This is a genomic window from Paenibacillus sp. UNC499MF, assembly GCF_900107975.1.
Taxonomy (GTDB): Bacteria; Bacillota; Bacilli; order Paenibacillales; family NBRC-103111; genus Paenibacillus_F.
Window position 1 is genome coordinate 36820 of the sequence record NZ_FNVF01000003.1, and the last position, 14893, is coordinate 51712.

12 protein-coding genes and 1 riboswitch are annotated in these 14893 nt (G+C 52.7%); of the genes, 1 reads left to right on the top strand and 11 read right to left on the bottom strand.

What is annotated here, in order from left to right; all coding sequences use genetic code 11:
- Window positions 1-141 precede the first annotated feature (141 nt).
- The 3 genes from C4S74_RS08230 to C4S74_RS08240 all read right to left on the bottom strand — a co-directional run bounded on the left by C4S74_RS08230 (window position 142) and on the right by C4S74_RS08240 (window position 5012).
- A complete protein-coding gene (locus C4S74_RS08230; protein ID WP_103995316.1) occupies window positions 142-1758 on the bottom strand; it encodes an ABC-F family ATP-binding cassette domain-containing protein in 1617 nt (538 codons plus the stop codon).
- A gap of 105 nt (window positions 1759-1863) precedes the next feature.
- On the bottom strand, window positions 1864-3813 hold the full coding sequence (locus C4S74_RS08235) for an ABC-F family ATP-binding cassette domain-containing protein (protein ID WP_103994868.1): 1950 nt from the start codon (window positions 3811-3813) through the stop codon (window positions 1864-1866).
- Window positions 3814-3923: 110 nt separating this feature from the next.
- Window positions 3924-5012, bottom strand: a complete 1089-nt coding sequence (locus C4S74_RS08240; RefSeq protein WP_103994869.1) for a M42 family metallopeptidase — start codon at window positions 5010-5012, stop codon at window positions 3924-3926.
- 596 nt (window positions 5013-5608) lie between these two features.
- Window positions 5609-5744, top strand: a riboswitch (cyclic di-AMP (ydaO/yuaA leader).
- A 5-nt stretch (window positions 5745-5749) separates the two neighbouring features.
- Between C4S74_RS08240 and C4S74_RS08245 the strand changes: the two genes are divergently transcribed.
- Entirely contained in the window at window positions 5750-6565 is an 816-nt protein-coding gene (locus C4S74_RS08245; protein WP_103994870.1) for a CAP domain-containing protein, read from the top strand.
- Window positions 6566-7010: 445 nt separating this feature from the next.
- On the opposite strand, the gene C4S74_RS08255 is transcribed toward C4S74_RS08245, so the two are convergent.
- The 8 genes from C4S74_RS08255 to C4S74_RS08290 all read right to left on the bottom strand — a co-directional run bounded on the left by C4S74_RS08255 (window position 7011) and on the right by C4S74_RS08290 (window position 14892).
- Window positions 7011-7301: a Dabb family protein gene (locus C4S74_RS08255; RefSeq protein ID WP_042228061.1), complete on the bottom strand. Its 291-nt coding sequence runs from the start codon at window positions 7299-7301 to the stop codon at window positions 7011-7013.
- Window positions 7302-7374: 73 nt separating this feature from the next.
- The gene (locus tag C4S74_RS08260) at window positions 7375-9315 is read right to left on the bottom strand and encodes a DUF6382 domain-containing protein (protein WP_103994872.1); all 1941 of its coding nucleotides are present in this window, start codon (window positions 9313-9315) and stop codon (window positions 7375-7377) included.
- A gap of 30 nt (window positions 9316-9345) precedes the next feature.
- Window positions 9346-9864 carry a prepilin peptidase gene (locus C4S74_RS08265; protein ID WP_103994873.1) on the bottom strand — a complete coding sequence of 173 codons (519 nt, stop codon included), beginning with the start codon at window positions 9862-9864 and terminating at the stop codon, window positions 9346-9348.
- Window positions 9865-9879: 15 nt separating this feature from the next.
- The gene (locus C4S74_RS08270; RefSeq protein WP_103995317.1) at window positions 9880-10518 is read right to left on the bottom strand and encodes a hypothetical protein; all 639 of its coding nucleotides are present in this window, start codon (window positions 10516-10518) and stop codon (window positions 9880-9882) included.
- A gap of 31 nt (window positions 10519-10549) precedes the next feature.
- Entirely contained in the window at window positions 10550-12814 is a 2265-nt protein-coding gene (locus C4S74_RS08275) for a hypothetical protein (protein ID WP_103994874.1), read from the bottom strand.
- A gap of 37 nt (window positions 12815-12851) precedes the next feature.
- Window positions 12852-13847, bottom strand: a complete 996-nt coding sequence (locus tag C4S74_RS08280; RefSeq protein ID WP_258042435.1) for a TadE/TadG family type IV pilus assembly protein — start codon at window positions 13845-13847, stop codon at window positions 12852-12854.
- Window positions 13848-13857: 10 nt separating this feature from the next.
- A complete protein-coding gene (locus tag C4S74_RS08285) occupies window positions 13858-14067 on the bottom strand; it encodes a Flp1 family type IVb pilin (protein WP_103994876.1) in 210 nt (69 codons plus the stop codon).
- A 39-nt stretch (window positions 14068-14106) separates the two neighbouring features.
- Complete coding sequence (locus C4S74_RS08290; protein WP_258042436.1) at window positions 14107-14892, bottom strand: type II secretion system F family protein; 786 nt, start codon at window positions 14890-14892, stop codon at window positions 14107-14109.
- Between the last annotated feature and the right edge of the window lies 1 nt (window position 14893).

Here is a 14893-nt window from a genome sequence, read left to right on the forward strand (position 1 = left end):
TCCATTTAATTGGCGTGCTGGCAGCACGGCCGCGGCAATCGGATTTCCCGTCCGTCCCCGCGTCCCGGAGCGCAGCAAAGGCGCCCGGATGACAAGCATCCAAGCGCCTCTTCTGTGTATCCCATTGCAAGCCTCTACTGTTTAAGCGTAGTATTCTTCACGCAGACGGCGCACATCTTCATTTTCCAGATATTCGTCATAAGGCATCATCCGGTCAATTACACCTTTTGGCGTAATTTCGATAATGCGGTTGGCAATCGTCTGAATGAACTGATGGTCATGCGATACGAACAGCATCGTGCCGTCAAAGTCGATCAGCCCGTTATTGAGAGCCGTGATGGATTCGAGATCCAAGTGGTTCGTCGGCTCGTCAAGAATAAGAACGTTCGCGCTTGCGAGCATCATCTTGGAGAGCATGCAGCGCACTTTCTCGCCCCCGGACAGAACGCTCGCTTTCTTAAGCGCCTCTTCACCGGAGAAAAGCATCCGGCCCAGGAAGCCGCGGATAAACGATTCGTCCTGATCTTTGGAATATTGACGCAGCCAGTCGACGAGGTTCATATCGACACCATCGAAGTACTGCGAGTTGTCTTTAGGGAAATAAGCCTGGGTTGTGGTGACGCCCCATGTGTAGGTGCCTTCATCCGCTTCCGTTTCACCCATCAAAATCTGGAACAAGGTCGTTTTCGCGTGACCGTCCGGACCTACGAAAGCGATTTTATCGCCTTTGTTTACGGTGATGGAAATATTGTCGAGAATTTTCTGGCCTTCAACGGACTTGCTTACACCGTCGATCGCCAAAAGCTGCTTGCCCGCCTCCCGCTCCGGTTTGAAGTTGATGAACGGGTATTTACGGTTGGAAGGCTTGATGTCGTCCAACGTAAGCTTCTCGAGCTGTTTCTTACGGGATGTCGCCTGCTTCGATTTGGAAGCGTTGGCGCTGAATCTCGCGATAAACGTTTCGAGTTCCTTGCGCTTCTCTTCGGTTTTCTTGTTCTGCTCTCTGGCAAGCTTCAAAGCCAGCTGGCTGGATTCGTACCAGAAGTCGTAGTTGCCGACGTACATCTGAATTTTGCTGAAGTCGATGTCGGCGATATGCGTACAAACCTGGTTCAGGAAGTGACGGTCATGGGATACCACGATGACGGTGCCTTCAAATCTGGACAGGAAGTTCTCCAGCCATTGGATCGATTCGAGATTCAAATGGTTGGTAGGCTCATCGAGCAGCAGAATATTCGGGCTGCCGAACAACGCCTGCGCAAGCAGGACGCGGACTTTCTCGTTGCCGTCCAGATCTTTCATCTTCTGGTCGTGAAGCTCTTTCGGAATGCCGAGACCGATCAGAAGCTCGGCCGCATCGGACTCCGCCTGCCAGCCGTCAAGCTCGGCGAATTCGCCTTCAAGCTCGCCCGCACGGATTCCGTCTTCCTCGGAGAAATCCGATTTCGCGTAGAGAGCGTCTTTCTCTTCCATAATTTGAAAGAGGCGCGCATGGCCCATCATAACCGTTTTCAGAACATCGGTTTCATCGAATTCGTAATGGTTCTGCTTCAGAACCGCCATACGCTCGCCCGGAGCGATATGAACGTCGCCTTTGTTGGGCTCGATTTCGCCGGACAAAATTTTCAGAAACGTGGATTTTCCCGCCCCGTTAGCGCCAATCAGGCCGTAGCAGTTGCCGGGAGTAAATTTAATATTAACGTCTTCGAAAAGAGCGCGTTTGCCGTATCGAAGCGTTACATCCGTTACAGTGATCATAAGTGCGGTTAACCTGCCTTTTTGTAGAATCACGGCTTCTTCCAAGCCAATTCCTTTTAGTATACCATAAAAAAGGGCTCCCCGCTTGAAATTACGGGAATGAGCCTACTTGCCGCGCTCGATTTCCTCCACGAGCTCCGAGAGAACGGTCCAGCGTTGCATGGCCTGCTCCAGCTCTTCACCCGCGGCAATCTCTTCGGCGTACAGCTCCTGTACCCGGCCGTAATCGCTTCCGGCCTTCGCGATATCGCTCTTGATCCGCTCCAGCTTCTCTTCGAGCGCGGCGATGCGGTCTTCGATCGTATCCCATTCCTTCTGCTCGTTGAAGGAAAGTTTTTTCTTCCTGGCGCGCTCTCCGCCGGAGCCCGCTTCGGCACCGCCGACGGATGGAGCGGACGATGCGGCGGCCTGAGTCCGGGCTTTATCTTTGGGCTCGGACTTAGGCTCGGTGGCTTCGCGCTGCTCTTTGAGCTCCAGGTATTCGGAATACGTTCCGATATACTGTTCGATTTCGCCCCCGCCCGTAAACGAAAACAAATGCTCGGCCGTCCGGTCCAGGAAATAACGGTCATGGGATACCGTAATGACGGCGCCCGGGAACTGCTCCAGATAATCTTCCAGAATGGAAAGCGTCTGAATATCCAGATCGTTCGTCGGCTCGTCAAGAAGGAGAACATTCGGCTCTCCCATCAGTGTACGCAGCAGATAGAGCCGGCGCTTCTCGCCTCCGGAAAGTTTCCCGATCGGCGTCCACTGGAGATTCGGCGGAAACAGGAATCGTTCCAGCATCTGTGCCGCCGTAATGCTTTCTCCGTCTTTGGTGCGGATGACTTCTGCCGCCTCGCGGACATACTCGATGACACGTTGCTTCTCATCCATTTCGACGCTTTCCTGTGTGTAGTAGGCCAGCTTGACGGTGCTTCCCCGCTCGATTTCCCCGCTGTCGGGGTCGAGGCGTCCGGCCAGCATGTTCAGCAGCGTCGATTTGCCGCTTCCGTTGCGGCCGATAATGCCGATCCGGTCATCCGGCAGCACGATGTAGCTGAAATCATGGATGAGCTCGCGCCCTTCGTAGCCTTTGCTCACCTGCTTCAGCTCGATGACTTTGCGTCCGAGGCGGCTGCCCGCAAGAGCCATATCGAGCTTAGCCGCAGGCCCGTCGACTTTGCGGTCGCGCAGCTCCTCCGCCCGTTCGACGCGTGCTTTCTGCTTCGTCGTGCGGGCTTTCGCGCCGCGGTGCAGCCAGGCAAGCTCTCTGCGGAGCAGATTGCGGCGCTTGTCTTCGCTGGAGGCTTCCCGCTCCATGCGCTCGGCTTTTTTTTCCAGAAACGTCGTGTAGTTGCCTTCATAGCTGTAAATGCTGCCGCGGTCGAGCTCCAGAATCCGGCTGGTTACGCGCTCCAGGAAATAACGGTCGTGCGTGACGAGCAGCAAAGCGCCTTTCCATTTGCTTAAAAACTGCTCCAGCCAGTCCACCGTCTCGTTGTCGATGTGGTTGGTAGGCTCGTCGAGGATAAGCAGGTCGGCGGGCTGAATCAGTACGCGGGCCATCGCGACACGCTTCCGCTGGCCGCCGGACAGTTCGCCGACAGGCTTGCCGAATTCCGTAATGCCCAGCTTCGTCAGAACGGTCTTGGCCGTTGTGCCGGCTTCCCATGCGTCTAGCTCGTCCATTCTCGCCTGCACCCGCATCAGCTTCTGCTGGGCAGCCTCGTCTTCGGGGCTGTTTTCGAGGGCGGTAAGCGCCTGCTCGTAATCGCGGAGCACCTTCATAAGCGGCGTCTCCCCGTAAAAAACCTGCTCCAGAACCGTTGAACGTTCGTCGAACTCCGGCTGCTGGGGCAAGTATTCCACCCGGAAATGATTGGAATGAACGATCGATCCTGAGTCGGGCGTTTCCAACCCGGCCAAAATTCTCAGCAGCGAGGACTTGCCGGTGCCGTTGACACCGATCAGGCCGATCCGCTGTTTTTCCGAGATCGTAAAGGAAATATCGTCGAAGAGAACTTTCTCTCCGTAAGTTTTTACAAGATGTTCGGCATGAATAATACTCATGAGTTCCTCCGTCCTTAAGCGGTCGCGCGAAATGAATTCCGGCTGCCCTCATATCCGCCGTTCGGCGTCGGATGAGACCAACCGGAAGTAGAGTCCGGTTCCCGGGATGATTAGACCGGGCTTACGGGATTTTCGGGCTGCCCCGGTTCGCTCGCCGCCGCGGCCGGATGCAAAATATATTGCAGCAGCAAAGAAGCGGTTCCCGCAATGGCGTCCACATGCGTGCGTTCCATACCGTGCGAGGCATGAACACCGGGGCCGATCAGCGCGGCACGGATGTTGCTGCCTCCGCGGAGCGCCGCCGAAGCGTCCGAACCGTATTGCGGGTATACATCCACCGCGTGGCGGATACCGGAATGCTCCGCGAGACGGATCAGTTGGGAAGTCATCGCGTAATCGTAAGGACCGCTGGAATCTTTGGCGCAGATCGAAACGTCCTGCTCGGTGCAGGTCAGATCGTCCCCCATGGCCCCCATGTCGACTGCGACCAGCTCGTCAATGTCTGCCGGGATGTAGGAAGCTCCATGGCCGACTTCCTCGTAAGTGGTCAAAATGATTTTAACGGTGCAGGCCGGTTCGATCAGCTCGTTCTTAAGAAGATCCATAAGAGCCAAAAGGGCGGCCACGCTCGCTTTATCGTCCAGATGGCGTGATTTCACGTACCCGTTCTCCAGCATTCGGACCCGCGGCTCGAAAGACACGAAATCCCCGACACGAATTCCCAGCTTCTGCACCTCATCCTTGTTAAAAGCCAGTTCGTCCAGGCGGACCTCCATGTTCTCCTCGACGCGTTTGTGGTCTCTCGCATCCGGAAATACGTGAACCGAAGGTTTGGTGGTCAGAATAGTGCCTTCATAACTAAGCCCCTGACGCGTATGAACGCGGCAGTACTCGTTTTCGATGGCCGCCATCATAAAGCCGCCTACCGATGTGAGGCGCAGACGCCCGTTGTCCTTGATGGAGCGAACCATCGCCCCAAGCGTATCCACGTGAGCCGAGAGACCGATCGTGTAATCGCTCCTTTTGCCAGGAATCGTAATGATGCCGCAGCCTTTATTCGTCAGTTCCAGCTTGTAGCCCAGCTTCTCGGCCTCTGCCTTCACTTTGTCCATAATGTGGTGGGTGTACCCGCTCGGACTCGGTGTATTTAAAAGCATGTCCAGCACTTCGAGCAGATACGTTCTGTTTACTTGCTCCATAAACTCAACCTCTCCTTTTCTGTCCCCGTACGAGTAGTGTCGCCCCCGCAAACGAAACCGTACAGCGTAAAAATTTATGCCTGAGGCTTCCGCTTGCCGTTTCCGGACGCTATGTAAAGTCTTGCTTCTACTTAATACCCCGAAATTCCCTTTATCCACCAGTCTTGAAACAGTCGTCGGTTTTGATTTACGGGCATCCGCGCTTACTCGCAGAAAAGGCGTCGGTTTCGGCTTGCGGGCAACAGCTTTTTATTTCGAAATAGGCGCGATTGATTTGAAAGAATTTTTCGCTATCTAACTTAATTTCGGAAATATTTTTTTCTATTGCGGTTCTTTCAATAGATGTAAATACGGGTGCGGATCCCGAAAATTTTGGTAAATCCGGCTTCCGTTCAAATGTGCTCTCATACAGGTGATACTACACTGTTTCCCCGCTGTTTTCAAACGATAAACCCGTTTTGAGGAAAACAATCCGGACGCCGCTGGAAAACTTTGACCCGTGAAATCTAGCAAATCGCATGCTAGGATTAAATGGCTTCTTCCGGGACAGAGCGCGGCACAGAACGGGATGCCTGCCGCTCATCTCAGGCGGAAAGCAAAAATCAAGGCCGAAGCTTCTACGGAAGCACGGGGGAACCCATTTTTGGGGTGAAGCCATGATGTTCATGGCCGGGTGATTGCTCTTTGACCCGAATCCGTCAGCTAACCTCGCAGGCCGAAAAAGGAGAGATTCCAACTTGAAATCTATTAAAAAAGCAACGCTAGTCGGTGTTTTCGCCCTCACGTCCGTTTTCGGAGCAGGTGCCGCATCCGTATCCGCCGCGCCATGCAACGTTTCCGGTGGGGAAACACTTTCGACCCTATCGAACAAATACGGCATTGATCTCGCTTCTCTTCTTACATCCAATCCGCAATTGAAAAACGCGAACTTCATCTGGAAAGGCGTGCAGATCGTCGTACCGACAGCGCCACCCGCTCTGGAAAAACCGTCTGTACAGACGCCGTCCGCACCTGCACCTGAAAAGAAACCGGAAGCCCAGAAGCCTTCCGTACCTGCGGCAAAACCGAGCACTCCCGCTCCGGAAACCGAGGCACCCGTAAGCACGCCGAAACCGACAGCCAAGCCTTCCGCACCTGCTGCGACCCCAGCTCCGAAACCGGTTGAAAAACCGGCCGCATCCCAATCGGAATACGCGGACCAGGTTGTAACGCTTGTAAACCAGGAACGCGCCAAAGCAGGCTTAAAGCCGCTCGCTTCCGACAGCGCGCTGGCCGCGATGGCACTGGATAAGGCGAAGGATATGTATACTAACAACTATTTCGACCACAACTCTCCAACGTACGGGTCTCCATTTGATATGATGAAATCTTATGGCATCTCCTATACGTATGCAGGTGAAAATATCGCCCAAGGACAGCGCACCCCGCAGGATGTGATGAACTCCTGGATGAACAGCCCGGGTCACCGTCAAAACATTTTGAGCCCGAACTTTACAAAAATCGGAGTCGCTTACTATAACGGCGAATGGGTCCAAGAGTTTATCGCGAACTAATCGGTTTTCGTAAATACGCGAGTATGATTATTGATCTCATGCTATAGTCTCATCTTAAATTTTCTATCTTAAGCTTTATAAAATTCAGCTTTGAAAAGCGGTCTGCTCCGAACAGGAGCCGGCCGTTTTTTTGTTCGTAAAGACAGGCGATAAGGAGCAAGATGATTGAGGAAGGAGAGGAGCCGTAAGGCAGCGGGTGTTGGGGGAAACTGGGGTGGATGAAGTTTTTAGGGTGGGTAACGTTAATGAAGAAAGGCGAATATAAACTCAGCTTATTCATGGTTAGGGAAACTTCCGGTGATCAATGACATCGGGACCAACGAATTCGTTCACCTTGAGATGATGGCCATGACGTTCCGCGCATGTTTTGACGGCGGCTAAAACGATAAAAAAACCTGCCGCGCTAAACGGCAAGTTCTTAAGTGAGCAGCTAATTGACTGAAAATTAGCTTTCAAAGTCTACGCAAGGAGCAACGCCGTCTTTGGCTTCCCCCATATAAGCGAGCACATCCTGATGGACCGGGTGCACATTGTAAGCTTTGAGGTCTTCCAGGGAGTTGAATTTGGTGATCAAAACCAGATCATAAGAACGCTCGGAATGGATCACATCCGCGCCTACTTCGATATGCAGCAGTTCGGAAATTTTGCCTTCCATGTTCTGCAGTTTGGCTCTTGCTTGCTCGACGGACTCCGGGCTGCGATCCTTAAGCTTGAAAAACACGACATGTGTAATCATTGGGCATTCTCCTCTTTCCCGATTCTTCAACAACTTGTCCATTATATCATTAACGTAACGGGACCGGAACTGATCAGCACGATCGGAAGCTAAATTCGGTATAAATCATGCGCACCACGTCTCCGTCTTTTAAAGCGACCATCTGATAAGGTACCAGCATCCCGTCGTTTAGAAACGTACCGTTTCGCGAACCGAGGTCCTTAACCGCATAACCTTCCGGCGTCCGCAAAAACTGCGCATGAATTCTGGAAATTCCCAGCACATCTTCGATATAGTCGGCATCCCCCTCCGCGCGCCCGATTATAAAAGAATCCGTATCCAGGAGAATCGTTTCTTTCCGCCCTTCCCGCATAACCTCGAGTACGGGATGACGGAATTTCGGGGAGGGCGGTGCCGACTCGACCCCGAGGAAAACCGTTTCATCTGCGGACGTTACCGCAGATAGAGGGGGAGCCAAAAGCGTCGTACGTTCGCCCAAGCGGGCGTAGTACTGCTCTAGCGATACCGGCTCCTGTTCCGCCGCTGGCGGATATAGGCTGCTGCCGGAGGGTGCCGCTTCTTTCGTATGGCTGATACGGCGGCCGGGAAGGCCGACAGCCAAGAGTATGTAAGCGGCATCCAGCGCCAGCAGCGTCGCTCCGCTGCTGATATAGAGCAGCGGGGTTCCGGGAGCGCTGAAATAAGCGTTCCAGATCATCCCGATGATCAGGAATGCGCCTCCCAGCGCGAGGATTTTGCCGCGGGACCCGCGAAGGGGTCCCGCGGGGGCCGCCGCACCGGCGGGCGGCGGCACGTTTGGTGCAGCCGCGGTTGTGGCAGCTGCAGTTGGCGGCGGAGCGGTTCGCGTAACTGCCCTATGTGAAGCAACGGTATGCGATGGAATCGCTTCGCTTCCGGAGGGAGCTACTGCGGCTCCGCTTGCGGAAAAACAGGTTAGAGCAGCCCCGGCCGCTGCGGTTGAACCTTTTGCAAAGGAAGCCGAAACCGCACCACCGGAACCCCCAGCGGAAACAACATTTTCCGGTGAGACCGGCTGCGTTAAGCCCGCACAACCCGACGCAGTCATCACACGATGATCTTCGCCGCCCGCAGTGAGTTGTTGACGACTTTGGATAAACTTCTTTGCAGCACCGCGCGGCGGCTTACGTTCAATACGACTCTCATGCGCAATCCTATGAGCCGATCCGGACCGGTCATGCGGCATGTGCTCGCTGTCTCGTGGCAAATGACCACCGCCGGCCTTGTTATTTTGACGGTGAAACTGCAGCGGTTCCGTCTCAGGAATATTCCTTTCTGCGTTTGTAGAAACAGAAAGCTTCCTATCCTCCCGTTCATCGAAATCCGCCGGGTTCTGTATACCTGATTCAGGGAATGCCGAACTTCGAATTAGCCGTTCCAACTGCTCTCCTCCCTTCCAGCCGTCCGTTCTAAAACTTTCCTTATTCTCGCTTATTTCCAGGTATACTCTCCTCTTAAAGTCTCGAACAGAGAAATCTTCACGCTCGCAGAACTCCGCAAGTCTCGCAAGGCGTCCTCGTTCTTTCCCCATGAGTCGGCTGCTTAAGTCACGCACAAGGGCTCCCCAACTCCCGGAAGTGAACGCGGCCGGAATTTCCTTTAATGGAAAGCACAGCAGCGAGACGTCTGCCCAGCTCCTATCCATATAAATATAATTCTTATCCACCAAAAATTGAGCTTCGTTCAACATGAAATTGCCGCTATCGCTCACACAAGCCGCCGCTTCGTGCAGCAGTTGAAGACATCCGGCGAGATCGGGACTATGCTCCTTAAGAATAGATGCCAGTGAACGCCGGGAACCCAGTTCATAGAGCAGCTTGAGCTGTCCGCCGATCTCTTCTGTTTTTAGAGGCAGCACTCCGGGAATCGGATATTCTTGAATCATCTTCAACTGCAAAGGCGTCAGAAGCTCAAATGTCAGCCCTTCTTCCAAGCCCACTTCCAACCATCTGCCTTGTGATAAACGCATGCTTGCCTGCAACCCGAACCGTTCCATAGCTCCATCCTTTCACTTTCCTGAAGGGAATCAGTTAAAAGCAAGGCTTCCGTACCAATAAGCAGCCAGAACCCCCGGCAGTACCGCATACATAAACGGAAACCGCAGCTGATCCTTTTGTTTCAGACTTTTCCAGAATGAAAAATCTTTAAGACATACAAACATGGCTACTCTGCCCAACAAGCGGCCTAATCGTTTGACTCCTTCTTTTCTGACAAGAAGCAAAACGAATCCGATTGCTCCCGCAAACAATAAAGAATAAACCGCGCACGTAAAAACGGATATCCCGCCCGTTAAAGCTCCAATGGCCCCGAACAGCTTCACGTCTCCCGCTCCGAGAGCTCCCGCCGCATACAAAATAAAGAGCACGATAAAACCAGTCATGCAGCCCGCCAGAGAGAAAAAGAGTCCGCTCCAGCCACTCGCAAGAAAATGATACACAATTCCGCCGAAGGCACCTGCGGCAGTCAAGACGTTCGGAATGACCGCTTTTCGTACATCGGTTACAAATGCGGTCAGAATAAGAAGAGAAAGCAGCAGCTCTTCCATAATGGTGTGTCTCCTTTATGCGCCCAGCCAGACCCGCTCGAGCGCTTTCTTTTTCAAAACAAGCGTACGACTGAAAAAAGGAACGGCAAGAGGATAATCATAGGTGACTTCGAACCCGAGATAAGCCCTCTCCCGGTTGGTTAAGCTGGGCAGTGTTACCCCGCTGACGCGGAATCGTTCCTTCTTCAAAATCCGTTTGTCCGCAAAACTGTATACGATCGGTTTCATGGCATCTCGCAGAGCCGCGCTTGCCGCATCCTTAGCCTCATCCACACCGTATTCGCCCGTTTGGCGGACCCATGCCAGAAGTCCGACTACCGGATCTGGAATATAAGCTTCAACCGAATCGATAAATTCTCCCGCTTGTGCGGCTTTTTCCCTTAAGTTTTGAAGAGCATCCATTACCTGCTGCCCTCCTGACGCCAGTGCTGTCTGATCGAAAGCTTCTTTTCCCTGTTGATACAGCACCTCTGCCGGATAAAGTCCTGCGGCCAGAACCTTCGTAGATTCACTTACCGCAGACCGTAGTGCCATATCCGCTACCGCTATTTGGATGCATACGATAAGAGCTACGATAAATCCGACGAACATCGGCAAAATGAGTGCCGCTTCCAGCACCATTCCCCCTTGCTCACTTTTTCTAAAAATGTGCATAAAACCGCCCCATCCCATTGGTTCGCGTTTCCTAGTAAGCCAATTCCGCACGGCTGACAAACCGGCACCGGTTTTCTCTAACTTCGCAGGAAGAAATGCCCGTCCCGTTCATCAGCTTCATGAATCCCGGTAAAAACCATAAAGATACGGAAGATTCGGCGTACCCTTGTATGTAAGTTACTGCTTTGTCCAGCGTACGTTCCGTATTCAGTTCGATCAAGGATTGAAATCGTGCCAGAAGGTTCGTGTCTCCGCCGTGCAGGAGAAGAAAAATCCGCAAATAGTCTTTATAAGTGAAAGTAAACAAAGGATTCGTCAGTTTGCTGGATACCGGAACTGCTTTTCCTTCGGTTAAGCTCTCCATATCCGCCAACGCCTCGACGGCAGCCTCGGCTGCACTGACCAGCAGTACCAGCAGCGGGGATCCCGCCTGGAGCAATTCATTTTTAGGGTCCATCAATTCTTCGACCATATGGACCGCAAAACGAAACGCAAACATTTCACCGTAAGCCGAGGACATGTTCTTGGCACAGGAATTGAACCCGTACAGCAAATACTCGACTTCTTGACCGGGAAGCTTATGGCCGGACGGCTCGGACAGCGCGTGAAGCGGCTTTATCTGTCCTGCCCCGTCCATTTCCCGCCCATACGTTCTGTAGTTAAACTGAGATAAGGCGTACTCATTTACGAACAGCTCATTGCGGATAGCTTCACCCGTTTGGCCAAGCCGCTCCAGCAAACTCATGGCATGCTGAATTTCCGTATCGGGCTTACCTTCCAGATCGTACACCGGTCTGCCGCCGGCATTTGAAACGCTCTCGTTTAACGTCATGTATTTGCGGTATAATCCCTCTTTCCCACTCCCCTCCAAAATCTCGTAAAATGACGTAACCGATCCTCCCCCCTGATCCGTGCCGCATTCTCCCATGGCCTGTCTGGCCCGATCTAAAACCGCTTGTATTTTCGAACGCTGCTTTTCTTTTTCTTTGCGGATATTCTCGTTCCGCTTGTTTCGCTCCGTTTCAATGTCAAGCTGTTTGCGGTAGGTTTCGTCCATTTGGGCCTGGTAAGCGTCGTTTGCGGCTTGGAGCTTTTGAGCGTTGGCATTCGTGAACAAATTGATGCTTCCGATACCGCTGCGAAAACCGCTGAATAGAGCGGCGCTTGACGCAACTCCCGTCATATAGAGACGTAAATCTTCCTCGCTAACAACTTTCAAACTTTTGAATGCTTCGAATGCTTTAAGTTCATTTCCCTCAGCCGAGGATAGGCGTTTCAGCTCTGTATTCAGTTCGTCGTTTGCTTTCTTCGCTTCGCCGAGCAGCTCCTGAACGGATCTTTGCAGACTCTGCACTTTCTCGTCGTCACGGACGATTTCAAGCTTGGTTGCGCCCAGAAGTGCGGTGTATGTCAAAATATTTTCAAGCAAGGTCTTCAGATCCGAAAGCTTGTTTTGCAGGATAGACATCTGATCTTGAAGCGAACGAATGCTGTCCATCAAGCCTTGAATGGCGGCGGCCGCTCCCGGTCCTGAAGCTGCTGCGGCTGCAATAGAGCCGTTCATACTGGAAATAGAGTCCGAGAGTGAGCCGATTTGCTCTTCCAATGTTTTGATCTGCGACCTTACCTCGTCCGCGGTATTTAAACCGATCAGCTCCGAGAGTCGGTTCAGTTCGGTTATTCTTGCCCGGTAGGTAAGGTGCCGGCCGCCCAGCTCTTCCTTCATTTTGACCGTTTCCGCCCAAGCCTTATCGAGCAATTCTTCCCGCTTTGCAAGCAGTTTTTCGATTTTTTCGGCTTCTTTGGCGTACGCCGCACCGTTTGCCATCGTTTTGACGGCACCGGGCTTTTGAAGCTTATCCGTTATTTCCAGGGTGAATTCAATCGGCGCCGCGTATTTCATATGTTCAAGAATTTGTTCTTTAAATACACTGTGATTGGCAAGCGTGTATAGAGAGGCCAGTGATCTTGCCCCCTCCTCCGGTTTTGTATCCAGCATTTTATAGAAAACACCGTTCGAACTGCCCGAAAGATTTTCTTTGTAGATCGAACCGAACAAGGATGCCGAGCTTTCCGGCTCCTCGGTGAGTCCGAAAAGTCCGTATTTTTGAAGCTCGGTATCGAAGGCGGACAAAACAGATCGTACCGCAGCCCGTGCCGCCGTGTCCGCTTCTCTCTCTGCAGCCTTAACCCGCGCGAAATCGATCAAGACCGCTTGCAGAAAAAAGATAGGAACAAGGATAATAATCAAATAAATGGAAACGGCACCCGTTTCCGAGTTATAGAAACTTCTCAAAACACACTCCTTTCCGGGCAGCCGAAGCTGCCCTCATTTATTCGTGCAAAATGACAGAGATGCCGTTTTGAGCCAGTTCCCGCTGAATGGCTTGTGAGGGTGCTTTTCCCGATTTGGTTTTGAAAAAGTGCCACACGATGCCTTTAACCTGTGTTCCTTCCTTTTTCAGAAGAACGTCTTTGCGCATTTGTTCCCTCAGATTCTTTTCATTGAACGTGTAGAAAGCGAGATGCGCCGTTCCGCCGGCATCCAAAGCATCTATCGTTCTTTTATCGCCCTCCGGGGTAATCACTTCCGTTTTCCGCCCGCTGACCAGCTTCCGGATATAAGCGCTTGCCTGCGCTTCGCTTGTAATCCCGCTTGTGGAAGGAATGGCATCGGCTTCGGGCTCGGTCAGCACTTCCCTGGCCTTCGAAGCGGTAATTCGGTTCTTTACCGCCGGTATGTAGCTGCGTGTCAGATCCACGTTCCTGATCAGTTCAACGGGGTCGATTACGTGCGAAATGCCCTGCCCGCTAACGTGATCGCGTATGACATTCCCCGGCAAAAAGGAACGCGTGCGAAAAGGCTCCTCCAACTCGGCCGAAACTTTACGTTCCCATAGATGATTCACGTACGACATCGAGCCGTGAGCTCCGGCGGGAAGGAGGGCGGCCGCTCGCGACAGTTTCCCCGCAGGACCGCTGCCTCCCGCTGAGCCTGGAACTTGGACAGTCGACGATTTTCCGCTATAGCCGAAAATACCGAGAATGCCGTCCTGCGTTAAACGCCAGTAAAGTCCGTCACCGGCTCCCGGTGTGTAAGCTCCCGTTACGGGATCTTTACGGCTGTTATTCCACGAAAACGCAGCTCGTTCGGAAGCGATACCGGCTTGCTGCTGAAGGGCGACGCGATTGTACACAAACATGCCGAATAGGATAAGAGTTAATGTAATGAAGATCATCACCGGAAACAGCAGGGTCCCTTCCAGGGTGAAATTGCCCGCTTGGGAACGGAACAGACGTACCAGTCCATTATCTGTCTTCAATTTCACAAGCATCTCCCTACGGCGTTTTAATGGCATCATCGCTTTTGGAATTGTTAAATTCCGTGTCCGCTTTACCAATCAGTTCGTTGAACCATTTAATAATCCACTTTCTGAAAATAACGGCTACCGCTATAAGCACGGCTACGATAAGTAAAATTTCAAGCGTGCCCAGCCCTTCTTCATCGTTCCAGAAACGGACCGCGGCTGTTTGTAATCGGTTCTTCATTGTAGATAACCTCCCTAAAATGTGGATCGTTTTTGTCCGTCAGCCATTTATGGACAGGACGGCGGGCGAAGCAACGATAATCATGACAACGAGAAAAATCGCCACCATCGGAAACACCAGCTTCGAGGAAGCCTCCTCGCCAAGCTTCCGGGACTCGGCCTTACGGCGGTCCCATAATTCCTTCGCGAGCGAGCGCAGGGCGACCAGAAAATCTTCTCCACCTCTCCGGTAGTTCAGCAGAATTGTCGTTGTGAACAGTGCCGTTTCCTGCATGGCGCACCGCTTGCTCAAATCCTCAAGCACTTTAGGGAGCGACACGTTCATCTCCAGTTCCCGTACTGCCTGCCCGAACTCGGCGTGAAGCGGAGACGCCGCCGCACGTGATGAATCCACACTCCGGATAAGCGCCCTCTGGAGAGTTTCTCCCGCATTGATAAGCAGGATCATCTTGCTCAAGACTTCCGGAAGCTCCAGAACTATCCGGCGTTTTCGCAGCATGATTTTCTGATCCAGCTGTCTGAGCACCAGTAAAGGAGTCAAGCCGGCAGCCAGCAAACCCAGAAGCAAAACAGCCGGATCCCCGCCTCCCGCAATACCCAGCAGGGCGCTGAACAGGAGAACGAGCAGTGCCGTAACAATCATGTCTCCCATCACAAGCTTCGCCATAAACAGCGTGTCCTTATGACCGTAAAGCGAACGGATTCGCTGCATAATCCGGACACCGGCATCCGGGAAACGCTCCATGGTTTTGAACCGTTCGACCGCATAAAGACCCGCGGGAGCCAGTTTTCTCATATGCAGCGCACACGGATAGTCCGTCCTCATA

What these genes read in the sequence shown, in the direction of transcription:
- C4S74_RS08255 (WP_042228061.1), bottom strand. Translation starts at nt 7,301, where the DNA reads ATGATTACACATGTCGTGTTTTTCAAGCTTAAGGATCGCAGCCCGGAG.
- C4S74_RS08235 (WP_103994868.1), bottom strand. Translation starts at nt 3,813, where the DNA reads ATGAGTATTATTCATGCCGAACATCTTGTAAAAACTTACGGAGAGAAA.
- C4S74_RS08290 (WP_258042436.1), bottom strand. Translation starts at nt 14,892, where the DNA reads ATGAGGACGGACTATCCGTGTGCGCTGCATATGAGAAAACTGGCTCCC.
- C4S74_RS08270 (WP_103995317.1), bottom strand. Translation starts at nt 10,518, where the DNA reads ATGCACATTTTTAGAAAAAGTGAGCAAGGGGGAATGGTGCTGGAAGCG.
- C4S74_RS08285 (WP_103994876.1), bottom strand. Translation starts at nt 14,067, where the DNA reads ATGAAGAACCGATTACAAACAGCCGCGGTCCGTTTCTGGAACGATGAA.
- C4S74_RS08265 (WP_103994873.1), bottom strand. Translation starts at nt 9,864, where the DNA reads ATGGAAGAGCTGCTGCTTTCTCTTCTTATTCTGACCGCATTTGTAACC.
- C4S74_RS08230 (WP_103995316.1), bottom strand. Translation starts at nt 1,758, where the DNA reads ATGATCACTGTAACGGATGTAACGCTTCGATACGGCAAACGCGCTCTT.
- C4S74_RS08240 (WP_103994869.1), bottom strand. Translation starts at nt 5,012, where the DNA reads ATGGAGCAAGTAAACAGAACGTATCTGCTCGAAGTGCTGGACATGCTT.
- C4S74_RS08260 (WP_103994872.1), bottom strand. Translation starts at nt 9,315, where the DNA reads ATGGAACGGTTCGGGTTGCAGGCAAGCATGCGTTTATCACAAGGCAGA.